Annotated in this window: 24 protein-coding genes, 1 pseudogene and 2 riboswitches; of the genes and pseudogenes, 11 read left to right on the forward strand and 14 right to left on the reverse strand. The window is 72.6% G+C overall.

Annotation, left to right across the window (positions count from 1 at the left end; translation table 11 throughout):
* From UG55_RS16915 to UG55_RS16925, 3 genes are all read right to left on the reverse strand, one after another.
* Positions 1 to 487 (reverse strand): nickel-dependent hydrogenase large subunit (locus UG55_RS16915; protein WP_199865164.1); only part of this gene is annotated, 487 nt, incomplete at its 3' end.
* A complete protein-coding gene (locus UG55_RS16920; protein WP_066069865.1) occupies positions 484 to 1,539 on the reverse strand; it encodes a hydrogenase expression protein HypE in 1,056 nt (351 codons plus the stop codon). The genes UG55_RS16915 and UG55_RS16920, both read right to left, overlap by 4 nt.
* A 47-nt stretch (positions 1,540 to 1,586) precedes the next feature.
* Positions 1,587 to 1,865 (reverse strand): hypothetical protein, encoded by a 279-nt coding sequence (locus UG55_RS16925; RefSeq protein WP_066069868.1) that lies wholly within the window; start codon positions 1,863 to 1,865, stop codon positions 1,587 to 1,589.
* Between the two features lie 86 nt (positions 1,866 to 1,951).
* Between UG55_RS16925 and UG55_RS16930 the strand changes: the two genes are divergently transcribed.
* The gene (locus tag UG55_RS16930) at positions 1,952 to 2,800 is read left to right on the forward strand and encodes a Sir2 family NAD-dependent protein deacetylase (protein ID WP_066069871.1); all 849 of its coding nucleotides are present in this window, start codon (positions 1,952 to 1,954) and stop codon (positions 2,798 to 2,800) included.
* On the forward strand, positions 2,800 to 3,369 hold the full coding sequence (locus UG55_RS16935) for a GNAT family N-acetyltransferase (protein WP_066069874.1): 570 nt from the start codon (positions 2,800 to 2,802) through the stop codon (positions 3,367 to 3,369). Before UG55_RS16930 ends, UG55_RS16935 begins: the two co-directional genes overlap by 1 nt.
* 222 nt (positions 3,370 to 3,591) lie before the next feature.
* Here UG55_RS16935 and UG55_RS16940 read toward each other — a convergent pair whose 3' ends face one another.
* Positions 3,592 to 3,906: a GlsB/YeaQ/YmgE family stress response membrane protein gene (locus UG55_RS16940; RefSeq protein ID WP_066069876.1), complete on the reverse strand. Its 315-nt coding sequence runs from the start codon at positions 3,904 to 3,906 to the stop codon at positions 3,592 to 3,594.
* A 95-nt stretch (positions 3,907 to 4,001) separates the two neighbouring features.
* On the opposite strand from UG55_RS16940, the gene UG55_RS16945 reads away from it, so the two are divergent.
* Genes UG55_RS16945 through UG55_RS16955 form a run of 3 tightly spaced genes read left to right on the forward strand, consistent with a single transcriptional unit; the run spans position 4,002 to position 7,523 of the window.
* Positions 4,002 to 5,147: a thiamine pyrophosphate-dependent enzyme gene (locus UG55_RS16945; RefSeq protein ID WP_066069878.1), complete on the forward strand. Its 1,146-nt coding sequence runs from the start codon at positions 4,002 to 4,004 to the stop codon at positions 5,145 to 5,147.
* Positions 5,148 to 5,151: 4 nt separating this feature from the next.
* The gene (locus UG55_RS16950) at positions 5,152 to 5,982 is read left to right on the forward strand and encodes an enoyl-CoA hydratase (protein ID WP_083986903.1); all 831 of its coding nucleotides are present in this window, start codon (positions 5,152 to 5,154) and stop codon (positions 5,980 to 5,982) included.
* Positions 5,983 to 6,020: 38 nt separating this feature from the next.
* Entirely contained in the window at positions 6,021 to 7,523 is a 1,503-nt protein-coding gene (locus UG55_RS16955; protein ID WP_066069881.1) for an aldehyde dehydrogenase family protein, read from the forward strand.
* A 61-nt stretch (positions 7,524 to 7,584) separates the two neighbouring features.
* On the opposite strand, the gene UG55_RS16960 is transcribed toward UG55_RS16955, so the two are convergent.
* Positions 7,585 to 8,250 carry a response regulator transcription factor gene (locus UG55_RS16960; RefSeq protein ID WP_066069884.1) on the reverse strand — a complete coding sequence of 222 codons (666 nt, stop codon included), beginning with the start codon at positions 8,248 to 8,250 and terminating at the stop codon, positions 7,585 to 7,587.
* Entirely contained in the window at positions 8,241 to 10,160 is a 1,920-nt protein-coding gene (locus tag UG55_RS29515) for a hypothetical protein (RefSeq protein WP_066069887.1), read from the reverse strand. The genes UG55_RS16960 and UG55_RS29515 overlap by 10 nt, the downstream gene beginning before the upstream one ends.
* Positions 10,161 to 10,269: 109 nt before the next feature.
* On the opposite strand from UG55_RS29515, the gene UG55_RS16970 reads away from it, so the two are divergent.
* The 4 genes from UG55_RS16970 to UG55_RS16985 all read left to right on the forward strand — a co-directional run bounded on the left by UG55_RS16970 (position 10,270) and on the right by UG55_RS16985 (position 12,726).
* Entirely contained in the window at positions 10,270 to 10,926 is a 657-nt protein-coding gene (locus UG55_RS16970) for a response regulator transcription factor (protein WP_066069890.1), read from the forward strand.
* A gap of 184 nt (positions 10,927 to 11,110) precedes the next feature.
* Complete coding sequence (locus UG55_RS16975) at positions 11,111 to 11,344, forward strand: hypothetical protein (protein WP_066069983.1); 234 nt, start codon at positions 11,111 to 11,113, stop codon at positions 11,342 to 11,344.
* Entirely contained in the window at positions 11,341 to 12,027 is a 687-nt protein-coding gene (locus UG55_RS16980; protein WP_066069893.1) for a DUF5134 domain-containing protein, read from the forward strand. The genes UG55_RS16975 and UG55_RS16980 overlap by 4 nt, the downstream gene beginning before the upstream one ends.
* A gap of 165 nt (positions 12,028 to 12,192) precedes the next feature.
* On the forward strand, positions 12,193 to 12,726 hold the full coding sequence (locus UG55_RS16985; protein WP_066069896.1) for an LppP/LprE family lipoprotein: 534 nt from the start codon (positions 12,193 to 12,195) through the stop codon (positions 12,724 to 12,726).
* Between the two features lie 470 nt (positions 12,727 to 13,196).
* Here the strand turns inward: UG55_RS16985 and UG55_RS16995 are convergent, their stop codons facing one another.
* From UG55_RS16995 to UG55_RS30100, 7 genes and pseudogenes are all read right to left on the reverse strand, one after another.
* The gene (locus UG55_RS16995; RefSeq protein WP_066069902.1) at positions 13,197 to 13,796 is read right to left on the reverse strand and encodes a hypothetical protein; all 600 of its coding nucleotides are present in this window, start codon (positions 13,794 to 13,796) and stop codon (positions 13,197 to 13,199) included.
* Between the two features lie 215 nt (positions 13,797 to 14,011).
* Positions 14,012 to 14,437: a methylmalonyl-CoA epimerase gene (mce, locus tag UG55_RS17000; RefSeq protein ID WP_066069905.1), complete on the reverse strand. Its 426-nt coding sequence runs from the start codon at positions 14,435 to 14,437 to the stop codon at positions 14,012 to 14,014.
* A 184-nt stretch (positions 14,438 to 14,621) separates the two neighbouring features.
* A partial coding sequence (locus UG55_RS17005) for a peptidoglycan-binding protein (RefSeq protein WP_242424658.1) occupies positions 14,622 to 15,183 on the reverse strand: 562 nt, incomplete at its 5' end.
* 1 nt (position 15,184) lies between these two features.
* A pseudogene (locus UG55_RS38260) lies at positions 15,185 to 15,386 on the reverse strand (peptidoglycan-binding protein); the annotation flags it as partial.
* Positions 15,387 to 15,656: 270 nt separating this feature from the next.
* Positions 15,657 to 15,816: riboswitch (cyclic di-AMP (ydaO/yuaA leader) on the reverse strand.
* 1,044 nt (positions 15,817 to 16,860) lie between these two features.
* Positions 16,861 to 18,082: serine hydroxymethyltransferase (gene glyA / locus UG55_RS17010; RefSeq protein ID WP_242424659.1), on the reverse strand; the 1,222-nt coding region annotated here is incomplete at its 5' end.
* Positions 18,083 to 18,154: 72 nt separating this feature from the next.
* A riboswitch (ZMP/ZTP riboswitch) is annotated at positions 18,155 to 18,244 on the reverse strand.
* Complete coding sequence (locus tag UG55_RS17015) at positions 18,231 to 19,286, reverse strand: LysR family transcriptional regulator (protein WP_083986904.1); 1,056 nt, start codon at positions 19,284 to 19,286, stop codon at positions 18,231 to 18,233. Its footprint overlaps the riboswitch before it by 14 nt.
* 51 nt (positions 19,287 to 19,337) lie before the next feature.
* Positions 19,338 to 19,523, reverse strand: a 186-nt coding sequence (locus UG55_RS30100) for a hypothetical protein (RefSeq protein ID WP_206779381.1), incomplete at its 5' end; no start/stop codon positions are given.
* Between the two features lie 284 nt (positions 19,524 to 19,807).
* Here UG55_RS30100 and UG55_RS17020 point away from each other — a divergent pair.
* Positions 19,808 to 21,169 carry an NtaA/DmoA family FMN-dependent monooxygenase gene (locus tag UG55_RS17020; RefSeq protein ID WP_066069914.1) on the forward strand — a complete coding sequence of 454 codons (1,362 nt, stop codon included), beginning with the start codon at positions 19,808 to 19,810 and terminating at the stop codon, positions 21,167 to 21,169.
* Positions 21,170 to 21,217: 48 nt separating this feature from the next.
* Here the strand turns inward: UG55_RS17020 and UG55_RS17025 are convergent, their stop codons facing one another.
* Complete coding sequence (locus UG55_RS17025) at positions 21,218 to 21,844, reverse strand: NADPH-dependent FMN reductase (RefSeq protein ID WP_083986905.1); 627 nt, start codon at positions 21,842 to 21,844, stop codon at positions 21,218 to 21,220.
* Positions 21,845 to 23,052: 1,208 nt separating this feature from the next.
* Between UG55_RS17025 and UG55_RS17030 the strand changes: the two genes are divergently transcribed.
* Positions 23,053 to 24,648 carry an ABC transporter substrate-binding protein gene (locus tag UG55_RS17030; protein WP_083986906.1) on the forward strand — a complete coding sequence of 532 codons (1,596 nt, stop codon included), beginning with the start codon at positions 23,053 to 23,055 and terminating at the stop codon, positions 24,646 to 24,648.
* Position 24,649 lies beyond the last annotated feature (1 nt).

Here is a 24,649-nt window from a genome sequence, read left to right on the forward strand (position 1 = left end):
GATATCCGTGCTCCCCGGCGTGGGGTGACTCGGTGGTGCGGGCCAGCTGGAGGACCTCGGGGTTCGTCTCGGCGACCATCTTCTCGCAGTAGTCCACCCCGACCAGGTTCTCCTGGTAGATGTTGTGGTCGAACATGTACTCGGCGGCCTCGCCGAGATTGATGATCCATTCGCCGAGCGGTGGGGGTTTCACGCCGTAGGCCATGTTCTGCGCGTATACCGAGCAGGTGGCGTGGTTGTCGCCGCAGATCCCGCAGATGCGGCTGGTGATGAAGTGCGCGTCCCGCGGGTCCTTGTCCTTCATGAAGATGCTGTAGCCGCGGAAGATCGACGAGGTGCTGTGGCACTCGACGACCCGCCGGGCCGGCCAGTCGATCTTCGTGTAGACGCCGAGGCTGCCGACGATGCGGGTGATCGGGTCCCACGACATCTCCAACAGGCTGGAGCCTCGGGCGCCGGTTTCCCTGTGCTCCGAGGTGGTCGTCATGTCAGCACCTTCTCCCGCGGTTCCTCGGCATGGCGCGGCGCGTGGCCGTCCCGGTGGCGCCAGTGCGGTTCGATGTCGGCCTTGCGCGCGGTGATCGCCCGCAGCCTGCGGATGACCGCGCCGTACACCCCGCTGGCCGCGGTCGACAGGTGGGCGCCGGGCGGCTCGTCCATGAACGGCATGAAACGGTCCGGGAACCCGGGCATCGTGCACGCGATGCAGATTCCGCCGACGTTCGGGCACCCGCCGACCCCGTTGATCCAGCCGCGCTTGGGAACGTTGCACTTCACCACCGGCCCCCAGCAGCCGATCTTCACCAGGCACTGGGGTGTGCCGTACTGCGTGGTGAACTGGCCCTCCTCGTAGTACCCGGCCCGGTCGCAGCCGTGGTGCACGGTGGCCCCGAACAGCCAGCGCGGCCGCAGCTGCTCGTCCAGCGGGATCATGGGAGCCTGGCCACTCGCCTGGTAAAGGAGGTAGGTGATGGTCTCCGAAAGGTTGTCCGGCTGAACGGGGCAGCCCGGAACGCACACGATCGGGATCTGTGCCTTCGACTTCCAGTCCCAGCCGAGATAGTCCGGCACGCCCATGGCGCCGGTGGGGTTCCCCGCCATCGCGTGTATCCCGCCGTAGGTCGCGCACGTCCCGGCCGCGAGAATGGCGAGCGCTTTCGGGGCCAGCCGGTCGAGCCAGGTGCTGGTGGGTATCGGCTGGCGGGTCTCCGGGTCGTTCCCGAACCCGCTCCAGTAGCCTTCGCCGGTGATGAGGTCCTCGTTCGGAATGGATCCCTCGACCACCAGGACGAACGGGTCCAGCTCGCCGTTGTCGGCCTTGCGGAACCATTCGATGAACGTGTCGGCGCCCTGCTCGGGGCCGGATTCGAAGTCGATGAGCGGCCAGTGCACGCTGACCTTCGGCAGGCCCGGCAGGGTGCCGAGCACGATGTCCTCGATGCTGGGCTGTGTCGCCGCGGTGAGCGCGACCGAGTCCCCGTCGCAGCTCAGGCCGGCGTTGATCCAGAGTATGTGGATCGGGTCCTCGACTGTGGACACGGATCTCCACCCCCTCCGTCGTTGACCGATCACTGATCGCTGAGCACTCACACGATGGCGATCGCCTCCCCGCCGTGGACGAGAACGGTGTCGCCCGGCTGTGCCGCCACCAGGGCGACACTGATCTCCGCCACCCCCGCCGACGCCCTGGCGACCGCGAGGCCGCCCTCCTCCATCCGGACGATCTCCATCTCGATCGCCTCGTCGGAGCACGTCACACAGTGGTCGGGTTCGCCGGTCAGCCCGCCGGTCAGCTCACCGGCCGGGTGGCAGGGCGGGGCGCTCGGACCAGCGGCCTCCGCCGGTTCCTTGCAGTGCGTGTTCACGGCCTAACGGTACGTCTGCGTTATGGGTGACACCACCCGACAGCGGGCCATCCGCGAGGCAGCGCCGCGCGTCCTACCCTCGGAGCATGACCTTCGCGTCCCTGCGGGATCTTGTCGCCGGCGGCGGTGTCGCCGTGCTCACCGGCGCCGGAATCTCGACAGGTTCCGGCATCCCGGACTACCGGGGCCCGAACGGATCGCTGCGCCGGCACACCCCGATGACCCACCAGCAGTTCACCCGGGACGTCCATGCCCGGCGCCGCTACTGGGCCCGCAGCCATCTCGGCTGGCGCCATGTCGCGGCGGCGCGCCCCAACCCCGGGCACCTCGCCCTGGCGGAGCTCGAGGCGGCGGGCCTGCTCGCCGGGGTCGTCACCCAGAACGTCGACGGCCTGCACCGGGCCGCCGGCTCGCGCCGGGTGATCGACCTGCACGGGAACCTGGCCCGGGTGCGCTGCCGGGAGTGCGGGGCGGTCAGCGCCCGCGCCGAACTCGATCGCCGCCTCCGGGAGGCGAACCCGGGCTTCGGCGCCCGGATCTCCGCCGCCTCGCCGCTGGGCGCGGAGGTCAACCCGGACGGCGATGTCTCGCTGGCGGATCGGGACATCGCCGGTTTCGTCATGGTCGGCTGCCCGGACTGCGGCGGTGAACTGGAACCCGATGTCGTGTTCTTCGGCGCGACCGTCCCGCCCGAACGGCTGGCGGCGGCGGTCGCCCTGGTCGGCTCGGCGCGCGCCCTGCTGGTGCTGGGCTCCTCGCTCGCGGTCATGTCGGGCTACCGCTTCGTGCTCCGCGCGGGGGAGCTCGGCATCCCGGTCGGGATCGTCAACCAGGGGCCCACCCGTGGGGATGCCCGGGCGGACTTCACTCTCGACGGGCAGCTGAGCGCCGTCCTGCCGCGGCTGAGTGCCGAACTGCTCGGCAGGGCCGCCTGATGGGCGGCGAAGCGGGCGCCCGCGCCGGACGAGCCGGGCTGCTCGTCCGCGTCGCCGGGCCGTCCGACACCGCGGTGCTCGTCGAGATCATCGAGTCCGCCTACCGCGGCGACGCCAGCCGCGCCGGCTGGACGACCGAGGCCGACCTGCTGGACGGCCAGCGGACGGACCCGGCGATGATCGCGGAGTCCCTCGCCCAGCCCGACCTGCGGTTCCTGGTGGCGGCCGACGCGGCCGGCGAGGTGGTGGCCTGCTGTCAGCTCGAGCGCCGGCCCGCGGGGGCGTACTTCGGCATGTTCGCCGTCCGGCCCCGGCGGCAGGGCGGCGGGGTCGGTGACCGGCTTCTCGCCGCCGCCGAGGAGTTCGCGCGGCGGGAGTGGTCCGCGCCGCGGATGGAGATGCTCGTGATCTCACTTCGCGCGGAGCTGATCGCCTGGTACGAGCGGCGCGGCTATCGGCGCACGGAACGCCACGAGCCCTTCCCCTACGGCGACGAGCGGTTCGGCCGGCCGCGCCGCGAGGACCTCGTCTTCGTCGTTCTGGAGAAGAACCTCGGCCCGGTCGTCTGACCGGCCCGGCGCCCCTCGGACGGGCCGTGGCCCGCCTGTCGGCGTGGAACCAGACGGCCGGGGAGAATGGATTCGTGAGCGCAGCAGCCGGCCGGCCCCGGGCCCGGGTGGACCGGGCCCGGGGCCAGGGGCCAGAGCCGTTCTCGTCGGCCCCGGCCCCTCCCGGGCCCCGACCCCGAGCCAGGGCCTTGACCGGGCTGGTCGGGGCCCCGCGGGGCGGGTCTAGCGGTGCATCGTGAAGCGGTCGCCGCGGTCACTGTGCGTGCGGTGGCGGTTCATCCACAGCGGAGCGACAAGTGCCACGAGGGCGACGGCGACGCCGACCTGAAGAATGTGGCGAATCCAGTCGATGCCGGCCGTGTTACGCACACCGATCGCGCTCGCTATGACATTTCCGACCAGAGCGCCCACGATACCGATGGCGACGGTGAGCCAGAGTGGGATATCCTCCCGCCCGCGTCCGACGGCGCGTGCGATGAAGCGCGCGAGAAGTCCGATGACGAGACCTGCCAGCACAATCCACAGAATTTGAAACACGACAGACGGCCCCCTGGGTCGGGTGATGGATACCCCCGGTGTCCCCTCGGCCCCGGTGTCGCAAACGAGGCGTCGAACAGACGGGAAGAGTGCGGATGGCATTGATCGCGGAACCCGGTGAGAACGGAACGCCGTTTGACGCGGGTGTGCGGCTGCTGACGCCGGGCGGGGTACCGGTCGATGATCCGCGATTCTCGCCGGGTGCGGGCTCTCGCCAGACCGAGTCGTTCTACCGGGAGATGGTGCGGGCCCGCCGACTCGACGAGGAGGCGACCGCGCTGCAACGGCAGGGCGAGCTGGTCCTGTGGATTCCGCTGCGCGGGCAGGAGGCGGCGCAGGTGGGCTCCGCCGCGGCGGCCCGGTCCGGCGACTTCCTGTTTCCCAGCTACCGGGAGCACGCCGTGGCCTGGTACCGCGGCATACCTCCGGTCGACGTCCTGCGCCTGCTGCGCGGGGTGACCCACGGCGGCTGGGATCCCGAGCGGTACCGGGTGGCCAACTACGTCCTGGTCCTGGCCTCGCAGACCCTGCACGCCGTCGGCTACGGCCTGGGCGTGCGCATGGACCAGGCAGCCGGCCGGGGCACGCCCACGTCCGACGGCGGCGACCGCCAGCCCTTGGGCGACGGCCGGCCGCTGGACGACGGCCAGGCGGTGATGGTCTATCTCGGTGACGGCGCGATGAGTCAGGGGGACGCGAACGAGGCCTTCGTGTGGGCGGCGAGCTTCAACGCGCCGGTGGTGTTCTTCTGCCAGAACAACCAGTGGGCGATCTCCACGCCGAGCAGCCGCCAGTCACCCGTCCCGCTGGCCCGCCGTGCCGACGGTTTCGGTTTCCCGGGGATCCGGGTCGACGGCAACGACGTGCTCGCGGTGCACGCGGTGACGACCTGGGCACTCGACCACGCCCGCTCGGGCCGCGGGCCGGTGCTGGTGGAGGCGAACACCTACCGGATGGCGCCGCACACGACATCCGACGACGCCACCAGGTACCAGGAGCCGGGCGAGGTCGCCCGCTGGCGGGCGCTCGACCCGATAGACCGGGTCGGCCGCCTGCTGGCGCGGACCCGTGAGCCGGCCTGGTTCGAGCAGGTGCGCGCCGAGGCCGACGCCGCCGCGGCCGCGCTGCGCCGGGAGGTCCTCGCCCTGCCCGACCCGAGCCCGTGGTCACTGGTCGATCATGTGCTCGTCGGCGGCTCGTCACTACTGCGGGAGCAGCGGGCGGAGATCTGGGAGGGTTGACGCCGTGATAGACGTAGAGCTTCGCGACGGATCCGGTCAGTCTCCCGCCACCGGCGAGCCGCCCGCCACCGGCCAGCCCGCGGCGGCTGTGCAGCCCGCGGCGGCCGGCCAGGCCGCGGCCAGCGGCCGGATCGCCGTCGTTCGCATCGACCGCCCGGATCGCCGCAACGCGCTGGACGTCGACCACTGCGTCGGCCTGCGGACCGGCATCGGGCGGGCTGTCGACGCCGGGGCGCGCGTCATCGTCCTCACCGGGGTCGGAACCAGCTTCTGCGCGGGAGCGGATCTCGACCAGGTCTACGGCGAGGCGTTCACCGACGCCCTCTACGGGGCGCTGCACGCGATCACCGAGGCACCCGTGCCGGTGATCGCGGCGGTCAACGGCCCGGCGATCGGGGCCGGCCTGCAACTCGCGCTCGCCGCGGACCTGCGGGTGGCCGCCGAGAAGGCCGTGTTCGCGATCCCGACGGCGCGGCTGGGCCTGGCCGTCGACCCGTGGACGCTGGGACGGCTCGCCGAACTGGTCGGCGGCGGACCGGCGCGCGCGGTGGTGCTCGGCTGCGAGACGATGCCGGTGAGCCGCGCGCTCGAACTCGGCTTCGTCCAGCGGGCCGGCGGCCTGGACGTGGCCCTGGCCTGGGCGGCGGAGCTCGCCGGGCTGGCACCGCTGACACTCGCCTACTCCAAGCGGGCGTTCAACGAGTTCGCCGAGTCCGCCGCGAAGCCGTCCGCGGCGGTGACCGCGGCCTACGAGGCATGCTGGGCCAGCGAGGACGCCCGGGAAGGCCGCCTGGCCCGGGCGGAGAAACGCGCCGCGGTCTTCCAGGGAAGGTAGGCGCGAGCGGGCGGGGTCACGGGAGGGACGGGCACGCGATGGACGGTCACGGCGTGGAGACGAAGTTCGAGTCACACAACCCGGCGACCGGCGAGGTCCTCGGTATCTACCCGGTGATGTCCGGCGAGGAGGTGGCGGCCGCGGTGGCCGTGGGGGCCTCGGCGGCCGCGGCGTGGCGGTCCGGCGGCTTCGACGGCCGGCGCCGCGCGCTGCTGCGCTGGGCGGCCAGGCTCGCCGCGCGGGAGCGCGAGGTGGTCGACCTCGTGCACGCGGAGAACGGCAAGCCGCACCTGGACGCCCGGGTCGAGCTGCTCCTCACCTGCGAGCACATCCGCTGGGCGGCCCGCAACGCCGGGCGGGTCCTGCGCACCCGGCGGGTGCGCAGCGGGCTGCTGATGATCAATCACGCCGCCCGTGTCGGGTACCGGCCCTACGGCGTCGTCGGGGTCATCGGACCGTGGAACTACCCGTTGCTGACACCCGTCGGCTCGATCGCCTACGCCCTCGCGGCCGGCAACACCGTCGTGTTCAAGCCGAGTGAGCTGACCCCCGCGCTGGGCCTGCTCCTCGCCGACACGTTCACCGCCGCGAATCCCGACCTGCCCGCCGGTGTCCTCTCGGTGGTGACCGGCCGCGGCGAGACCGGGGCCGCCCTGTGCCGGTCGGGAGTGGACAAGATCGCCTTCACCGGTTCGGCGGCGACCGCCCGCCGGGTGCTCGCCAGCTGCGCCGAGACCCTGACCCCGGTCGTCGCCGAATGCGGCGGCAAGGACCCGGCGATCGTCGCCGAGGACGCCGACCTGGCCGCGGCGGCCCGGGCGCTGGCCTGGGGCGCGGTCTCCAACGCCGGTCAGACGTGCGCCGGGGTCGAGCGCGTCTACGTGGTCGCCGGGGTGCGCGACGCCTTCCTCACCCATCTCCGCCGCCAGCTCGCCGACATCCGCTCCGGTTCCGGTACCGGGGCGCACTACGGCCCGATGACGATGCCCGGCCAGGCCGACGTCGTCCGGCGGCATGTCGAGGACGCCCTCGCCCGCGGGGGCTCCGCCGTGGTCGGCGGGCGGGAGTCGCTGCGCGGCCGGCACATCGACCCGATCGTGCTGGTCGACGTGCCCGAGGACAGCGCGGCGGTGCGGGAGGAGACCTTCGGGCCGACGGTGACCGTGCGCACGGTCACCGACGTGGACGAGGCGGTCGAGCTGGCGAACGACAGCCGTTACGGGCTGGGCGCGGCGGTGTTCTCCCGGTGCCGGGGCGAGGAGATCGCCGGCCGGCTCGACGCGGGCATGGTGTCGGTGAACTCCGTGTTGTCGTTCGCCGCCATCCCGGGGCTGCCGTTCGGTGGCAGCGGCGAGAGCGGGTTCGGCCGGATCCACGGCGCCGACGGCCTGCGCGAGTTCGCCCGGCCGCGGGCGGTGGCGGCGCGCCGGCCGGGTGTACCGGGCCTCGATGTCACCAGGTTCGACCCGGTGCCGGGCACGTCCGCCATCCTGCGGGCCGTGCTGCGGCTGCGGCACGCCCGCGGCGGGACGGCCCGCTGAGGCTTACCGACCGGGACTCGAGGCGACCGGTCGCGATCTCCGTTGGCGGGCGGAGGGGCCGTCAACTGTGCGTGAGCAGCCAGGAGATGACCTCGCGGGCCACGTGCCCCCCGCGCCCACCACCACCACCGGCGCCGCGGCCGGGGTTGGCGTGCCGTCCCAGGCCGGAGAGGCCGACAGACTCACTCAGCCCGGAGAGGACGGCCTCGTCGAACTCCTCGCCGCGCATGGCGGTGAGCAGCGCCGCGCGCTGGTGTTCGTCCAGTGCGGCCATGGGGGAGGTGGGCCCCAGCCGGCTCAGCAGCTGGCGGGCGACGTCGCCGTCGACGATGAGGTCACCCTCGACGAGCCGGCCGAGCAGCGAACGCAGCCGGTCGCGGTCGGTGATGGTCGACTTCAGGACGTAACCGGCCCCGCCCGGCGCTCCCCGGAGCAGCTCGGCCGCGTGGGGCGCGTCGTCGTCCGCGGAGAAGACCAGCACCGCCGTGCCCGGCCGCAGGGCCTGGATCTGCCGGGCCGCTCGCAGCCCCTCGTCCGTGTGGGTCGGCGGCATCCGCATGTCGACCAGGGCGACGTCCACCGGGGCCGTGGCGGGGGCGCCCGTGACCGCGTCGACCAGGTCGTCACCGCGGCCCAGCACGGCGACGACCTCCGCGCCGAGGCTGGCCAGCAGCGCCCGCAGCCCGGCGCGCAGATGCGGGCTGTCGTCGGCGAGGGCTACCCGCATGGGACGGTCAGCCGGGTGGTGAGGCCGTCGGCGCCGCGATGCACGGAGATCGAACCGCCGAGCGCCCGGACGTGGTCGGCCCCGGCGTGCGCGCCCCGGCCGAGCCGGTTCCCGTCGCCGGTGGTCACCTCGCCGACGATGGCGGTGCCGTCGGCCCGGGCCTCCGTGCGCACCTCGATGCGTACCGGGCCGCCGTCCGCCCCGGGCAGGCCCCGCAGGGTCGCGGCGAGCGCGAGGTACATCGCGCGTTCGCCCGCGGGGTCGGCGTGCGTGACCGAGACTCGCAGGAGGCTGGGGCACCGCAACGTCGTGGTCAGGTGTTCCAGCGCGCCGCGCAGCCCCTCCCGACCCACCGGGTCCGGGCGCAGGCCGTCGGTGATGGCGGCCAGCTCCCCGTGGGCCGCACGCAGCCCTTCGGCGATCTCGGCGAGGGCACGGGCCGTTCCCGGCTCGGCGACGGAGCGCTCGATGTCACCGGCCACCGCGGCGAGGTCGGCCAGGCCGCGGGCCCGACTGTCCAGCTCGCGCCCGACCAGCTCCCACTCCCGGCAACCGAGCAGAGCCCGGCGGCGCCGCGCGTCGCCTAGGCGGACGAGCTCGGCCCGCAGGCCCGACTGTGCCCCGGCGCACTCGATCGCCGCCGTCGCCGCCGCCACCGCGGCGTCGACCTGGCGGCGGTGGTGGCGCAGCGCCGGGTCGAGGCTCAGCAGGGCGCGCAGCTCGCCGAGCGGCGTCCACACCGGCAGGTACCAGCGGCCGGCCCGGACCGCGCCGTCCTCCCCGGTGCCGCGACCGCCCGGGGCCGGCGGCGCCGGCAGGTCGACGACCCGGCCGTCGAGGTCGACGAACACGTCCGGGCCGGGCCCGCCGTCTTCGGCCTGGCCGGGGCCCCGGCGGTGCTCGGGCTCGCGGTCCCGGGGGTCCCGGCGGTCCCGGCGGTCCTGGCGGTCCTGGCGGTCCTGGCGGTCCTGGCGGTCCTGGCGGTCCTGGCGGTCCTGGCGGTAGTAGACCCGCAGCTCTCCGTCCCGCAGCACCGCGCGCAGCGCCGCCTGGACGGAGCGCGGGGTGGGCGAGCCGATTCTGGCGCGGAGGCGGTCGGCTGTGGTCGCGACCAGCAGGTGGCGGTGGGCACACACGGCGAGCAGGGCGCAGGGAGCGCCGAGGGACACCGCGCCCTGCAACGCGACCGAGTCCGCCAACCGGGCGAGGGACGGGTCCGCCATCAGACTCGGGTAGGTCGCCGCGGCGACGAGCGCGGTGACGCCCGCCGACACGAGGATCGGGCCGACCACGACGCGATCGAGCCCGCGGGCGGCCCGGATCCGGACGAGGGCGAGCAGGATGAACGCCACCGGGACCGCGACGTAGAGGACCGTGACCACATCCAGGACCGTGCGGAAGGCGGTGTGGTCGAGCAGCAGCGGGGCGGGCCAGAGCACGTCCGGGGAGAAGCCGTTCCAGGCCGGGCGGGAGACGAGCACGGTCAGCCCCTGCCCGAGCAGCAGGATCGCGGCGCTTGCCCCGACCCACCACCGGTCGGCCCGCCCGCGTAGGGCGTTCCCCGGGTAGAGCAGCAGCCCCCACCCGTAGGTCAGCCAGAACATCGACTGGGCGAAGCTGCCCACCAGCGGGAACACGCCGGTGTCGTAACTGAGCAGCCAGGTCACCGCGCTGGAAACAGCGGCGGCGGCCAGCAGCGTGCCGCACCGGCGGGATGACGGGTGGGCCCGCAGCAGCAGCGCGGCCCCGGTCAGCACGACCACCAGCCCGACGTTCGGGACGGCGATCAGCGGGTGCCCCGCCCAGTACCGCCAACCGGCCGCGACGGTGCCGGTGGTCACGACCAGCGCCGTGACCACCGCCACGAGGAGGAGCCGGGTCGTCGCCGAGCGCTCCGAGCCGACAGACATCGGTCAGGTCTACCGGACGCCCGGCCCGGTTCCCACCGGCCCTGCCCCGGAAGAACCAGGGGTTTTCCCGCATGATCGGAGGTGGCGCGGGCCTGTGAGAAGATCCGGTGTGCGTGTTGCGATCGCGGAGGACAGCGGCCTCATCCGGGAGGCGCTCGGTGTTCTGCTCACGACGATCGGCGTGGAGGTCACGGCCTCGGTGCCCACCGGGACCGAGCTGCTCGCGGCCGTGCGCACCGCTGTGCCGGACGTCGTGATCGTGGACATGCGGATGCCGCCCACCAGGACCAACGAGGGTCTGCTGACCGCCCGCGAGCTGCGGCGCGAGCACCCGGACCTCGGAATCCTGGTCGTCACCGCGCACGACGAGGACCCCTTCGTGGCGGACCTGTTCGCCGACGGCGCCGCGGGCATCGGCTACATGCGCAAGGACAACATCACCGACCGGCAGGCCCTCAAGGAGGCCCTCGACCGGCTCCGGGACGGCCAGCCGGTGATCGACTCGCACATCGCCGCGCGCCTGCTCGCCGGGTACCCCCAGTCCAGGCGGCTGGGCGGCCTGTCGGGGCGGGAGCGGCGGATTCTCGAACTGATGGCCCAGGGGCTGTCGAACAGCGGGATCTCCCAGCGGGTGCACCTGAGCCCGAAGACGGTCGAGTCCCACATCGCCAGCATTTTCACCAAGCTCGGGCTGCGGATGGAGCCGTCCGAGAACAGGCGGGTGCTCGCGGTGCTGGCCTGGGTGGAGGCCGCGCGCCACAACTGAGCGCGGGCGGGCGGCGCTGCCGGGTGCCGGCCGTGCGCCGTGGAGCACCCGGGCCGCGCCGGTGCGCGGCGGTGTGATGGTGCGCGGAACCGCCCGGTTCGGGGCCCCGCGCGTCTTACACTCAGATGATCTTCCCTTCTTCGTGTCCGGTCAGATCTTCCTCGTGTCGGGTCAGAGAGGTGCCATGAGCGGTTCCGATGCGCTGAGTCACGTCATCACGTTCTGCGGCAAGTGCAGTTGCGGCTGCCCGGAGCTCTACATCGACCACGAGGCGCCGGCCGAGCGCCGCATCGTCATCACGGATGATTTCGGTCAGCGAATCCAGATGAGTGTCGAGCAGCTGGAGGTCATTCTGGACGAGGCCCGTGAGGGCCGGCTCAGCTCCCTGGTGGCAGCCGGGCTCGCTTCCGGAGGGTGACACACCGCCACTCCGCAGTCGAACTGGTGCCGCTGCCCGGCCCGGTGGCGTACCTCGCGGGAGCGGCCTCGGTGGTGGTCGCGGTGATCCATCTCGGGCGCCTGCGGGGAACGCTGCGTGCACGCCGGGCGGCGGCCCCACTCGCCCAGGCGGGTGGGGCCGGCCCGGCCAGCCCCGCCCGGCAGGGCGGAGGCGGCGGAATGGCCGGCGCCTACGGCTGGATCGAGGTCGGGCACGTCCTGGTCGCCGCCGGAATGGCGGTCATGTTCACCGGGCCGGAGCGGGTCGTCGGATCCTGGCCGTTCGTGGCGGTGTACCTGACGTTGGCCGTCTCGCTGCTGGTCGTGGTCGTGACGCATCCGCAGTGCGGCCTGCCGGGGGTGTGGTCGTGCTGCGCCATGCTCGTCGTGGAGGCGGCGGCGATGGCGTGCATGTCGGGCGCGGTGGGCTTCGCGGGCTGGCCGGTGGGCGTCGACGGCGCGGCCGGCACGTGGTGCGTCGTCCTCTTCGCCGGAGCGTGCCTGGTGGCGTTGGTCGGCCTGCCTGCCCGGCGGGCCGCCCGTTCCTCCGCGCGGCCGCTGGTGGCGCGGCTCATGCGGGTCTTCCCGGAGCCGGTCGTGCCACGGGCCACCCGTCTGATCATGTCGGGAGGGATGGTCCTGATGTTCCTTGGCCAGACCTGACCGGACGACCGCACCGGCGGCAGCCGCGGGAGCGGCTGGAGGGGCTGGAGCGGCGGGAGCGGCGGCGGGCAGATAGTGCGCGAATCACCTCCGGAGCGGGCGGCGGGCGGCAGGTGCGCCTACCGTCTCCCGGTCGGCAGAAACTAGGCCAAGGGGGCGATCACTATGCGTCGCACCGTGCTCATACTCATCCTGGCAGCCACTGCCGGTCTCGCCGGGACAGCCGCCGTGACAGCGCCGGCGCTCGCCGCGCCAACCAGCGCGGCACTGCCGTCGGCGCCGTCGGCACCGGCCGGCGGCTCCTCGTCGACGGCCGCGCTGACACTGGCGCAGGCGTCGCGGCTCGTCCGCGACCGCGGCTACACGCCGTTGACCACCGGAGGCTACGAGCCGACCCACGATCTCAGCGTCATCGTCGGGAGACTGTCGACCTCCGTCGACGGCCATCCGCAGCAGGCGTTCTTCTTCCACCGCGGACGGTTCGTCGGTACCGACACCACAGCCAGCGCGAACGTGCGGTGGGTGTGGTCGACCGGCGACGTCGTGGCGCTCCAGTACGATCTGTACCGGCCCGACGACCCGATGTGCTGCCCGTCGGCGGGTGCGTCCACGGTGCGGTTCCGCTGGGACGGTTCGGCGGTGGTGCCGCTCGACCCGATCCCGACCAACAGCTGGTCCGCGCCGAAGAGCCGTCGCTGAGCTGATCCCCTGATCCCCTGGTTCACCGCGCTGTTCTACGTGCTGTAGAAATAGCGCTGTGGGTGTGATCTACAACGTCATCGTCGTGCTGCACCTGGTCGGAATGGCCATGATCGTCGGGGGGTGGCTGGCGCAGATCCGCGCACCGCACCCGCTCATNACTCCGGGGATCCTGCACGGTGCCCTGGTCCAGATCGTCACGGGCATGATCCTGGTGGCGCTCGCGTCGAGCGGCGCCGTCGACCGCGACCTGGACAACGCCAAGATCGCCGTGAAGCTCGTGGTCGCCGCGGCCGTCGCCGGGGTCGCCGTCGTGGGCAACGCCCGCGGACGGGAGGCCCCGGCGGCGCTGGCCCACGCCGCGGGCGGACTGGCGGTGGCCAACGTCGCGATCGCCGTGCTGTGGTGAGCGCGCACCGGGGGTTCAGCAGGCGGGGGCTCGGCGGGTGGGGACGCGCCGAGCCCGGGCGTCAGAGTCGGCCGGCGACGGTGCGGGCCAGGTTCTCGAGGGGGCCGCGGTTCTCCGCCGGGTCGTTGCCGCGAACCAGCTTGACGGACACCTGGTGGCCGTTCTTGACGAGGTAGAACATGTACTCCCCGATGTGGGCCTCGTCGCCGACGCCGGCGAGCGGTACGAGCTTGTGGGCACTGCCGCGCTCGGCGGAGTAGTAGTCCAGCGCCGTCTGGCCGACACGGACCTCGACCTGCGCGGTCGGTCCGCTCGGCGGAGCGGTGTAGGTGCACGTCTCGTCGACGGCGGCCGGGCTGTCCAGCGAGGTGCCCGCGAGCCGCTCGGCCTCCTGCTGCGTGATGAGGCCGCAGGGGTCCGAGGGAGAGACCGGGGTGCCGGTGGACGTGCCGGCGGCCGCGCTGGCCGGGGGCGGCGCCGGTGCGCCGGTGGTGCCTGTGTCCGCATCGCCCGGGCCGGTCGGCGCGGTGGTGGGCGACGGTGAGGCGTCCTGGTCGCCGGTCGCGCCGCATCCGGAAAGCCCGAGGGCCGCGAGGAGCGCGAGTGCCGGCAGGCCCGCGCGGATGGCGCTGCGGATGCGTCTGATCGCGGATCGGTCCATCTGGAGCCCCCCTGTACCGACATCCGCCGGCCACAGCTGTGCCAGTCGGGCGGAACGGGAGAATATCCCGATCTGATCCGCGTACCACCCATTTCCGGCCGGATGCCGAGGCGGGGCCGTGGCCGGGCCGGCCGGGCCGCGGAACTCGCGGGCCCGGGCCGGCGTGGCCCTCGGGAGTTCATCAGGTGCACCCGGAACACCGGGCGCACCTGATGTCAGTGGCCCGCGGGCGCCTCGACGAGCTCGGTGAGCACGCCACCGAGGCCCTTCGGGTGCATGAAGGCGATGCGGCTGCCGGCGGTGCCGTGCACCGGGGTCTTGTTGACCAGGTCGAAGCCGGCGACGGTGAGCGCGGCGAGCGCCGAGTCGATGTCACCCACGCCGTAGGCGATGTGGTGAATGCCCGGGCCCTTCTTGGCCAGGAACTTGCCGACCGGGGTGTCCTCCCGGGTCGGCTCGAGCAGCTGGACGTAGGAACCGCCGGTGTCGCCCAGGTGCACGAGCAGCATGGCCTCGCGCACCCCCTGCGCCTCGTTGACCTCCTGGTGCGCGACCTTCAGGCCGAACGCCGCCTCATAGCGAGGGATGGCCTCCTCCAACGAGGCCACGGCAATTCCGACATGGTCGATCCTGGTCAGCACAACATCGCTCCTGCGTCGTGGGATGGTTCGGCCCGGAGCCGCGCACGGCCCCGGGCCCAGCCTCCGAGACTGCCTGGATCCGGCTGCCCGGTCCACCGAAGCCACGGTGAGTCGCTGGTCCGGCNGCGATTCGCCGACGCAGGACCAGCCGAGCCGACGCAGGATCAGCCGAGCCGACGCAGGATCAGCCGAACAGAGCCTTGTGCGTGCGCGGGCCGACGACGCCGTCCGCGACCAGGCCGTGCTTCTTCTGGAAGTCGATGACCATGTGGTTCGTCTGCGGCCCGAACTTGCCGTCGACGACGATCGGGTAGCCGAGGTCACGCAGCTTCTGCTGGACGAGCGCCACGTCCCAGCGCACGCCGCCGACGCCGAGCCGCATGTAGCCCGAGCTGGTGGACGTGGTGGTGGTCGCCTTGGCGCTGGCGCTGGCGCTGCTGCCGGTGGTCGCGACGAGCGTCGTCCGGCCACTGCCGACCGCGGCCGCCGCGGCGGCACCGCGGGCTAGGTACTTCACGTGCATACCGTTCGTGTAGGCGCTCCAGGCCCGGATGCCCTGGCTGTCGCAGACCCGCTTCGCGGCCCAGGCGTTGACGTTCGGGTCGTACAGGTTGCGGCTCCCGACCCAGCTGCCGTGCGCGCGCATGTTGATCTGCCACAGGCCGCGGGAGTCCTCGCCCACGGTCGCGTGGGCGGTGGTGTTGCCGCCGGACTCGGCGAGCGCGACCGCCACCCAGGTGCTCAGCNAGATTCCCCGGCAGTTCTGCAGCCCGGCGTTCTTCGCCGCCTGCGCGATGGACACGTCCGAGGTGACCGCGGCGCTCGCCGGGCTGGCGGAGAAGAACAGCCCGGCGGACGCGCCGATCACGCTGGCAGTGGCGACGACGGCGGAACGTCCGCGCCCGCGGGTGCGGGTGCGGGCGGGCTTGCGGTGCTTTCCGATCGACATCAAGAACTCTCGTTTCTAGGTTGAAGAGCAGGCGGGTGCCGGCTTCCACCAGGCAAGGATGATCCGTGTACGGATCAAAAAATTGCGCCTGGGTGAGGCCAGGAAGAGCGCATTATTCGACGCGCGTTCTGCTGCCGGCGTCAGAGATTTCTGGTCGCGCTGGGCCTAGATTTTTGGTGTCAACCCCGGACCGCGGGCGCCATACGGCCGTCGCGTCTTCCCGGGGGACGGTTGCCAGCCCCGACTGCTTTTCCGTACACGCGCATACGAAGATCCTTCCCGTACGCCTGCGAGGTTAGCTGTCGGGTTCGGGCCGGGAAGCCCGGTCGGCGCGTCAGAGCGGCCGACTTCACCCCGAGGAGAGCCGCGGGTGTGCGGCGATCTCCGGAGGAACATGGTTCCCCCGCTTCTGCCCTGGCGGTCGCTAGGAGGGACGACGGGCCAAGGGCAGAACTCGGCGTACGGCCCGTCGCTTGCTTGGAGCCAGGACACCGTAACGAACTACTAACGGTAGTCGCAAGTACTAGTTTTCCCGTTTCGGTGGCGCATGTTCGTCACGATGCGTGCAAAGGGTTCGAAGGTGCACACCCTACGCGGCGAAGGAGGTCGACGGGGTCGCGCAGTGAGCCGCAGTGCGCGACCGCAGCGTGATCGGCGCACCCGTCGGCAGTCGACGTCGCGGAAGGTGGCGGGGCTGTCCGTCGTGCGTGACGACCGAAGCGTCGGACGATCGGCGGCTGCGCCCCGGAGGTTCCCACATGGCGCGAATGTGAGGTTCACCCCAGGTTCGGATGCCCTCGCTGGAACCCAGGGTGATCGCAACCGGCGCCGACAGGTGCCTCATCAGGCGGTAGCGGTCGCGCAGGTTCCGGCTTCTGGTCGTGCTCTTCTGGAGGTCGTCGTTTGTTCTGGCGGTACTGGCCAGTTTTCCGGGCGCGTGCCGGTGTTCTGTTCGAGCAACTAAAGGGCTTTTCGTGTCTCCGTTACGGGGGGGCTTGGCATGGAGGCTCGTTCGGCTTTTGCGAGCCGGTGATAGCTGATTTCTGGGAAGCCCACAAAGAGCTCTTCAGTTTGCCGTCGCCGAGACATCCGCCGGCACTGGCGCGTGGGGATTCCGTCCGCCGGGAGGCCGGCGAGCGCCCTCGGGGCCCTTGAAGGTGCTGGTCACCGCGTTGGTCGGGAGCTGGTTGGTCCCCGTCGCGCCACTCGGCGCGGCAGGTTGGCCGGGCGGGCCGGCCCGTGACGGGTCGCCGTCACCGTTCGGGGCCCGCGGCGCCCTGCCTGCGGCCCAGGGTGTGTGGCCCGTTCATCCGATGGATTCGCGCGATCCGGCGATCAGGCATTGATGTCACCCTCGCCGGCCACTGTCGGAGGCCGGGGGGCTGGTGGGGTGTAGGGGTCCCGGTCGCCGGTCACCGGTTCACCGGTGACCGGCGTGATCAGACTCGCAATCAGACCGGGATCAGGACCGGAATCAGACCCACCCGGACATCGGGTACGCCGCCATCAGGTCGCGTACCTCACCGGAGATCCGGTTGATGGTGGTCTCGTCGTCGTCGCCCGCGGCTTTCACGGCCTCGTCGATCCAGGCGGCGAGCGTCGGCATCTGCTCCGGCTGCAGGCCGCGGGTCGTGATGGCGGCGGTTCCCAGCCGAACGCCCGACGGGTCGAACGGCTTGCGCGGGTCGAACGGCACGGTGTTGTAGTTGAGCTCGATGCCGGCCCGGTCCAGGGCTTTCGCGGCCGGCTTGCCGGCGACACCGCGGCTGGTCAGGTCGATGAGGATCAGGTGGTTGTCGGTTCCGCCGGTGACGAGGTCGAAACCACGGTCGGAAAGCGCCTCGGCGAGCGCGCGCGCATTGGCGACCACGCGGTGCGCGTACTCCCGGAAGTCGTCGCCCGCGGCTTCCCGCAGTGCCACCGCGATGGCGGCGGTGGTGTGGTTGTGGGGGCCGCCCTGAAGGCCCGGGAACACCGCCTTGTTGAGCGCCGCCGCGTGCGTGCCATCCGACATGATCATGGCGCCGCGCGGGCCGCGCAGGGTCTTGTGGGTGGTCGTGGTGATCACCTGGGCATGGCCCACCGGCGACGGGTGGGCGCCACCGGCGATCAGACCGGCGATGTGGGAGATGTCGGCGACGAGCACGGCGTCGATCTCCCGGGCGATCGCGGCGAAGGCGGGGAAGTCGATCGTGCGGGGGATCGCGGTGCCGCCGCAGAAGATCACCTTGGGCCGGTGCTCGAGGGCGAGGTCACGAACCTCGTCCAGGTCGACCCGGCCGGTGTCCTGGCGCACGCCGTAGCGGATCCCCTCGAACCAGCGGCCGGTGGCCGACACCGTCCAACCGTGGGTGAGGTGGCCGCCCGACGGCAGGGCCATTCCCATCACCTTGTCGCCCGGCTGGAGGAAGGCGAGGTAGACGGCCAGGTTCGCGGGGGAGCCGGAGTAGGGCTGGACGTTGGCGTGCTCGACGCCGAACAGCGACCTGGCCCGCTCGATCGCCAGGGTCTCGACCGGGTCGATGAACTGCTGGCCCTCGTAGTAGCGCTTGCCGGGGTAGCCCTCGGAGTACTTGTTGGTGAGGACGGACCCGGAGGCCTCGAGAACCGCCGTGGAGACGTAGTTCTCGGAGGCGATCAGGCGGATCTTCTCGAACTGCCGCTGGGCCTCGGCCTCGACCAGGCCGGCGATCTCGNGGTCGGCGGCGGACAGGTGCTTCATGGTGGGCTCGTGCATGTGGACCTCCACGCGGACATACGTCGGGCGTCGGAGGTACCCAGGCGCGCGGCACCGCCATCAAGCTTCGTCGCTCCCTGGTGGTCAGTTCCACCCGAGCGCGCCAGTCACGACCCTTTGCCGGCCATCGTAGTCTCCGCCACGCGGCGGCTCCGGAATGCCTGATCAGCGACCTGCGCGTTCGGTGCGAGCTGCGCCCGTGGAGTGAGCTGCGCCGGTGGTGTGAGCTGCGTGCCGGGCGCGCCGGACCCCGCCGCTGCGCCGAGCGCGCCGGATCCCGCGGCCGCGCCGGCTCCTCCGGATCCCGCGGCCGCGCCGGGTGCGAGCAGCCGACGTAGCGTTCCGGTGACCTGCCGCGTGATCTCGGCCGGCAGGCCGTGCCGGGACCAGACGGCCAGCGGGAGCGGCTCGGGCCGCGGCAGGTCGTCCCGGGCGACCAGGCCCTCGGGGGTCTGGCCCATGGTGGCCATCAGACCCACCCCGATGCCGGCCCGGACGGCGGCCTGCACGCCGGCGAGCTGGGTCGCCTCCGCGCCGATAACCGCGGGGATCGCGTGCTGCGTCAGGGTCTCCATCGCCCGGGTGCGCAGGGCACAGGGCTGGTCGAAGACGACCACGGGCACCGGGACCGCCGGCGCCGGGCGCTGCCAGGCGGGGGCGGAGTACCAGGCCAGCTCCAGCTCACCGACGGGTCGGGCCCGCGGATCGTCGGCCGGGCCGAGCAGCAGCGCCAGGTCGACCCGGCCGGCGTCGAGCTCCTCGCGCAGCCGGGAGCCCCGCCCGATGCGGAACCGCAGGACGCGGTGTGGCAGCGACTGCTCCAGCACACCGTTGAGGGACGGCAGCAGCTGGGAGGCGGCGTGCTCGGTCGAGCCGATGACGACCGTCTCCTCGACCGCGGGGCTGAAGCTGTGCAGGGTCTCGTCGTGCAGCCCCAGGATCCGCCGGGCCTGGCGGAGCAGGTGCTCGCCGTCCTGGGTGAGCCGCGAGCCGCGGCCCTGGCGTTCGACGAGGACCCGCCCGGTCGCGGACTCGAGACGGCGCACGTGCTGGCTGACGGCCGCCTGGCTCAGATGCAACGCGGACGCGGCCCGCTGGAAACCGCCGCAGTCCGCGACAGCGACGAAGCTGCGCAGCGGGGCGATGTCCAGGGTGCGTCTCATGAGGGCAGACTACCGAAAACCCTATCATCCCCACCGGATTAATAGAAATTATCACTGGACGCGATAGATCGTCATCGTGAAGCGTAGTTGGACATCCAGAAGCGCTCGCCGCATGCTCAACGGCATGAACCGGTCGGCCCTCGTGTTGCTCACACGTTGTCGCTGGCTCGATCTCGGGCGCAGCCAGACAACGCGCTGTCGCTGACCGACCCGCCCGCAGGCGGCAGGCGGCAGGCGNCAAGCAGTCGGCGGTAAGCAGCCGGCAGCCGGCGCCTGTCCGCCCCCGGCCCCTGCCTGCCCGACGCGGGCGGGGGACAACCGAGCCCGGGTCGCCGCCGGACTGGGCCGCCGCCGAGCACCCGGTCCCTCCCGTCTCCTCTCGTCGCCGTTCCCCTGCCCGCCTTCTTCCCCGTGCCGTCAGCGCCCGCCCACCGGCGGGGCCAGCGCCGGCGGAGCCAGCGCCGGCCGCGGACGGTGGTGCGCCCCGGCGTGCCCGCCTCCCGACCAGGAAGGTCCCACCGATGTCTGCTCGCACGCTCAAACTGGGCGCGGTCCTCTTCGGGGTCGGTGGCCCCGGGCAGCACAACACCTGGCTCAGCCCTGAGATCCCCGGCAACGCCAGCGTGGACGTCAACTGGTACATCGCCCGGGCGCGGGCGGCGGAGGCCGCGAAGTTCGACCACATCTTCATCGTGGACAGCCAGTTCATCACCCCGGACTCGCCGCACCACTACCTGAGCCGGCTGGAGCCGCTGACCCTGCTGTCGGCGATCGCCGTGCACACCAGCCACATCGGCCTGGTGGGGACGCTCACCACCTCCTACAACGAGCCGTTCAACGTCGCCCGCAGGCTGGCCTCGCTCGACCACATCAGCGGCGGCCGGGCCGGCTGGAACGTCGTGACCAGCGGCGACGCCGGAACGGCCGGCAACTACGGCCGGGACGAGCACTACGACTACCCCACCCGCTACGGCCGAGCGCTCGAGCACGTGCGGGTGGCCCAGGGACTCTGGGACTCCTATGAGGCCGACGCCTTCCCGCGGGACAAGGAGCGCGGGGTGTTCCTCGACCGCAGCCGGCTGCATCCGCTGGACCACCGCGGCGAGTACTTCGCGGTGGCCGGGCCGCTCAACCTGGAGCGCACCCCGCAGGGGCAGCCGGTCATCTTCCAGGCCGGTGACTCGGAGGAGGGGCGTGACCTGGGCGCGAGCGTCGCGGACGCGATCTTCACCCATGCCGTGACGTTGGAGCAGGCGCGGGCGTTCCGCACCGAGCTGCGGGCGCGGGCGGCGGCAAAGGGGCGCGACCCCGACCAGCTGCTCGTCATCCCCGGGATCTCCCTGACCATAGCCGACACGGACGAGCAGGCCCGAGCCCAGGAGGAGGCGGCTCTCGGCGCGAAGAGCTTCGAACGGGCACTGGCCGAGCTGGGGCGCCCCTTCGGCTGGCACGACTTCTCGCAGTACGACCTGGACGCACCGTTTCCCGAGGTCGGCGACGCGGGGGCGCTCAGCTTCCGGACTCAGGCAGAGTCGATCAAACAGCTGGCGCGGGCGGAGAACCTCACGCTGCGCCAGGTGGTCGAACGCCAGCTCCGGGCGCACCGGTCGCCCTTCGTCGGCTCGCCGCGGACGGTCGCCGACGAGATCCAGCGCTGGTTCGAGGGCGGCGGCTTCGACGGCATCAACCTCACGGTGACGGTGCCCAGCGAGTTCGCCCGTTTCACCGACGAGGTGCTGCCGATCCTGCGTGATCGCGGCGTCGTCCGCGCGGAGTACGAATCCACCACGCTGCGCGGCAACCTCGGCCTGCCCGTCCCGGAGAACCGGCACACCGCGGCGCGCGATCAGTCGGCGCGGGCGACCGCGACGTCCGCCGCCTGAGACGGGGAGTCGACAGCCGTGACAGATCTTCGGTACCGCGGGGGAGGCTCAGGCCGCCGGCCGGCTCCCGTTGAACGGAGCTGTCGGCGGCGCGAGTGCCGACAGGACGGCCCGCAGCACCGGCAGGTGCGTGCGGATCCAGGACTCGCTGTGCTGCTCGACGTCGTCGAGCGCCGACGCCAGCAGGGTGAGGGAACGCACCGGCAGGGCCGCGCCGAGCTCGGTGAGCACGGCGCGCAGCGTGATGTCGGCGGTGAGGCGGTGCTCCGCAGACCTCGCGACAATCACCGGGACGGTCAGCGTGCCGGCGAGGGCGTCCGGCGGCAGCAGATCGAGGAACGCCTTGAGCAGCCCCGTGTACTGGCCCCGGTACGCCGGGGTGGCGACCACGAGCACCCCGGCCCCGCGGACCGCGGCCAGCTCTGCGCGCACCTGGCGCTGGGTGTCGGTGAAGAGGTCGGGCGCGATCGGGGCGAGTTCGACGGTGCCGGGACGGCGCACGGGCAGCGCGTCCGCCAGCTGCCGGGCCAGGAGCCGGGCGACGGTGGAGGTGCGGGACGGGGCCCGGAGGCTGCCGGCCAGAACGACCAGCGAGGGCCGCGGCGAGGGCCGCGGCGAGGTGTGTGGCGAGGTGTGTGGCGAGGTGGTGCCGCGAGGGCTGGGCGGGGCGCTCATCGTGGTCTCGCTCTCTCCAGTTGCGTGTGCGGAGGGACCGCGGCGGCGGGCCGCCGGGCCGGGTCAGGGCCCTGCCCGCCCGGGTGGCAGCTGTTTCCGGCCGGCGGTCGGCGTCCTTCGGGGCGGACCTGCCGGCGGTCGGCAGCGGCCCGGGCGATGGTGTTCCCGCCGCTGAGCACCGCCTTCCGACGCCGCGCACCTGCTTCCCGGCATTCCCTGGCTGTTGCCCGGACCTGTGTGGCCGCTGTCCGGCACCGCCTGGTTCCCCGGGACCGCGCGGTGTCAGCCGCCGTGCGCGGGTGCGGTGAGGACCACCGGGCACGGCGGGACCGGGCGGAGGGCTTTGGTCCGTTGCGATCACCGGGNTGTGTCCCACTCTCACCGACCGGCATTGTTCAGTCAAGCGGTGAACAAGTGACCGCGGTCACGCCGGAGTGGGGCGCCTCACCGCTCCGTACCGCCGGCGAGATGTCCGTGATGTCCGTCGGGCGAATCCCGGCCGCCCGCCGCCCGACTGGGCGGCGGGGAGGTGGTCATCCGCAACGATTGACGATTTCCCAGCTCATCCGGCATTCTTCACCTATGCGGTGGACATTCCTCGCCGTGGCGTGTCGCTACGTCGACTTCGCGCTGACCGCCAGCGACCTGTGTCGCCCGGCAGCGGTCGGCGTGCCGGCTCGGGAGCGTCGCCGGTCCTGACCCGCCTCCGCCCGCGCCGCACGTCACTGACCACGGGCCGGCGCCGGCGCCGGCGCCGGATCCACGAGCCCGCTCCGCCCGCTCGATGTCCGCCCGCCTGACGCCCCCGTTCGATGTCCGCCCGCGACGATGTCCGCCCGCTCGCGCGACGTCCGTCTGTCCGACGCCCGCTTGACTCCTTGCCGCGTTCGATCCGCAGCCCCGGCCAACCGGCGGCCGGTACTCCGCCCTCCGCGGCGCCCGCGGCACCCGACCAGCCACCGAGACCTGATCCCGCGCGGCCAGCGCGCCCCACGGGCGCACTGACACCTGCCGCCGCGGACCGCCACCCAGCGGCGGCGACTCCCGCCTGCCCGTGTGCTCTCCGGCTACCACCCGGCCCGGCTACCACCGGCCTCGCTATCACCCGACCGTGCTCCGCGGCCGGCGCCCGCCGAACCAGTTCACCCGGTTCTCCTCGGTCCGCCGAGGCACCGGGCCCCAGCACGCCTTTCCCGAGAGGACCAACCGTGAGTACCCCGAGCCCGACCAACACGACAGTCGTCGAATCAGCCGAGCCCTCGGGCCCGGTGCTGGGGCGGCGCGGATTCCTGCGGCTGGGGGCGCTGGCCGGCGGCTCGATCCTGCTGGCCGCCTGCGGGGGTACCAGCTCGGGCAGCGGTGGCGGCAGCGGCGGCGCCGGTGGGACGCTGCGCTGGGGCTGGGCGCTGGTCACCTCCTGGGACCCGGTCACCTCGTCGGCCGGGTGGGACGTCCACGCGCTCTCGCTGGTCTACGCGGGCCTGACCAAGCTGGACGAGAAGGCCAACCCGGTGCCGGCGCTGGCCAGCTCCTGGGAGTACGACGCCGACGGCACGTCCGTCACCTTCCACCTGCGCTCCGGGCTCACTTTCAGTGACGGGACCCCGCTGGACGCCGCCGCCGTCAAGAAGAGCCTCGAGCGTGGCCGGGACGCCGAGAACTCGCTGGTGGCGGCGCAGCTGACCACCATCCAGGAGGTCGTGGCGGTCGACGCGGCGACCGTCCGCATCGACCTGAAGAGCGTCGACTACCAGCTTCCCGCGATCCTCGCCGGCAAGACCGGGATGATCGTGAGCCCGAAGGCCATCGACACCGACGAGAAGGGCCTGGCCACCAGGCCGGTCGGTGCCGGGCCGTTCCAGCTCACCTCGTACGTGCCGAACGACAGCGCGAAACTGACCCGGTTCGCCGGCTACTGGGACGCCGCGAACATCCACCCGGACACGTTCGAGCTGTACATGCCGCCGGAGGCCGCCACCGCCGTCGCGGCGCTGCAGTCGGGCCGCCTCGACGTCGCGATGATCCCCGCCTCGCAGATCGAGGCGGTCAAGGCCGCCGGGTTCGAGGTGCAGATCATCCCCTCGCTGGTCATCAGCGTGCTCGACGTCAACGGCACGGTGGCACCGTTCGACGACCCCAGGGTGGTTCGCGCGATCAAGCACGCGATCGACCGGAAGGCCCTGGTGGACACCGTGAACTTCGGTGTCGGTGACGTCAACTTCCAGCCGTTCCCCAAGGGCCACGCCGGGCACAGCGACGAGCTGGAGAACGCCTACCCCTTCGATCTCGCCCGGGCGAAGAAGCTGCTCGCCGAGGCCGGGCACCCGGACGGCATCGATCTGACCCTCACCACCGCGCAGGCCGAGGGGCTGCCCGAGCAGGTGCAGGCGCAGCTCGGCAAGGCCGGGATCCGGGTGAAGCTGGAGACGATCCCGCAGGCGCAGGCCACCCAGCTCGTCTACATCCAGCGGGCCCGGCCGTTCTTCACCGACCAGTTCGCCGGGCGGGAGAGCCCCGTCCAGGCGTTCCAGGTGCTCTTCGGTGAGCAGGGCCTGATGAACCCGGGACGCACCACCCCGCCGGCGCTGAAGGAGGCCGTCGCGAAGATCACCGCGACGCCGCTGGAGGACCCGAGCTACCCGTCCGTCGTGCAGGCGGCGACGAAGATCGCCGTCGAGACGATGCCCAACGTCTTCCTCTTCAGCAACCCGCGCATCCTCGTCCGGCGCCCGAACGTCTCGGAGCTCGGCAGCTACCTGATGGCGCAGCGGTTCGAGGGCGTCACCGTCACGGGGGGCAGCTGAC

Source organism: Frankia sp. EI5c, assembly GCF_001636565.1.
Lineage (GTDB): Bacteria > Actinomycetota > Actinomycetes > Frankiales > Frankiaceae > Parafrankia.

What these genes read in the sequence shown, in the direction of transcription:
- UG55_RS16960 (WP_066069884.1), bottom strand. Translation starts at nt 8,250, where the DNA reads ATGCGGGTAGCCCTCGCCGACGACAGCCCGCATCTGCGCGCCGGGCTG.
- UG55_RS16930 (WP_066069871.1), top strand. Translation starts at nt 1,952, where the DNA reads ATGACCTTCGCGTCCCTGCGGGATCTTGTCGCCGGCGGCGGTGTCGCC.
- UG55_RS16985 (WP_066069896.1), top strand. Translation starts at nt 12,193, where the DNA reads ATGCGTCGCACCGTGCTCATACTCATCCTGGCAGCCACTGCCGGTCTC.
- UG55_RS17025 (WP_083986905.1), bottom strand. Translation starts at nt 21,844, where the DNA reads ATGAGCGCCCCGCCCAGCCCTCGCGGCACCACCTCGCCACACACCTCG.
- UG55_RS16935 (WP_066069874.1), top strand. Translation starts at nt 2,800, where the DNA reads ATGGGCGGCGAAGCGGGCGCCCGCGCCGGACGAGCCGGGCTGCTCGTC.
- UG55_RS17020 (WP_066069914.1), top strand. Translation starts at nt 19,808, where the DNA reads ATGTCTGCTCGCACGCTCAAACTGGGCGCGGTCCTCTTCGGGGTCGGT.
- UG55_RS16995 (WP_066069902.1), bottom strand. Translation starts at nt 13,796, where the DNA reads ATGGACCGATCCGCGATCAGACGCATCCGCAGCGCCATCCGCGCGGGC.
- UG55_RS16975 (WP_066069983.1), top strand. Translation starts at nt 11,111, where the DNA reads ATGAGCGGTTCCGATGCGCTGAGTCACGTCATCACGTTCTGCGGCAAG.
- UG55_RS29515 (WP_066069887.1), bottom strand. Translation starts at nt 10,160, where the DNA reads ATGTCTGTCGGCTCGGAGCGCTCGGCGACGACCCGGCTCCTCCTCGTG.
- UG55_RS16945 (WP_066069878.1), top strand. Translation starts at nt 4,002, where the DNA reads ATGGCATTGATCGCGGAACCCGGTGAGAACGGAACGCCGTTTGACGCG.
- UG55_RS16955 (WP_066069881.1), top strand. Translation starts at nt 6,021, where the DNA reads ATGGACGGTCACGGCGTGGAGACGAAGTTCGAGTCACACAACCCGGCG.
- UG55_RS17015 (WP_083986904.1), bottom strand. Translation starts at nt 19,286, where the DNA reads ATGAGACGCACCCTGGACATCGCCCCGCTGCGCAGCTTCGTCGCTGTC.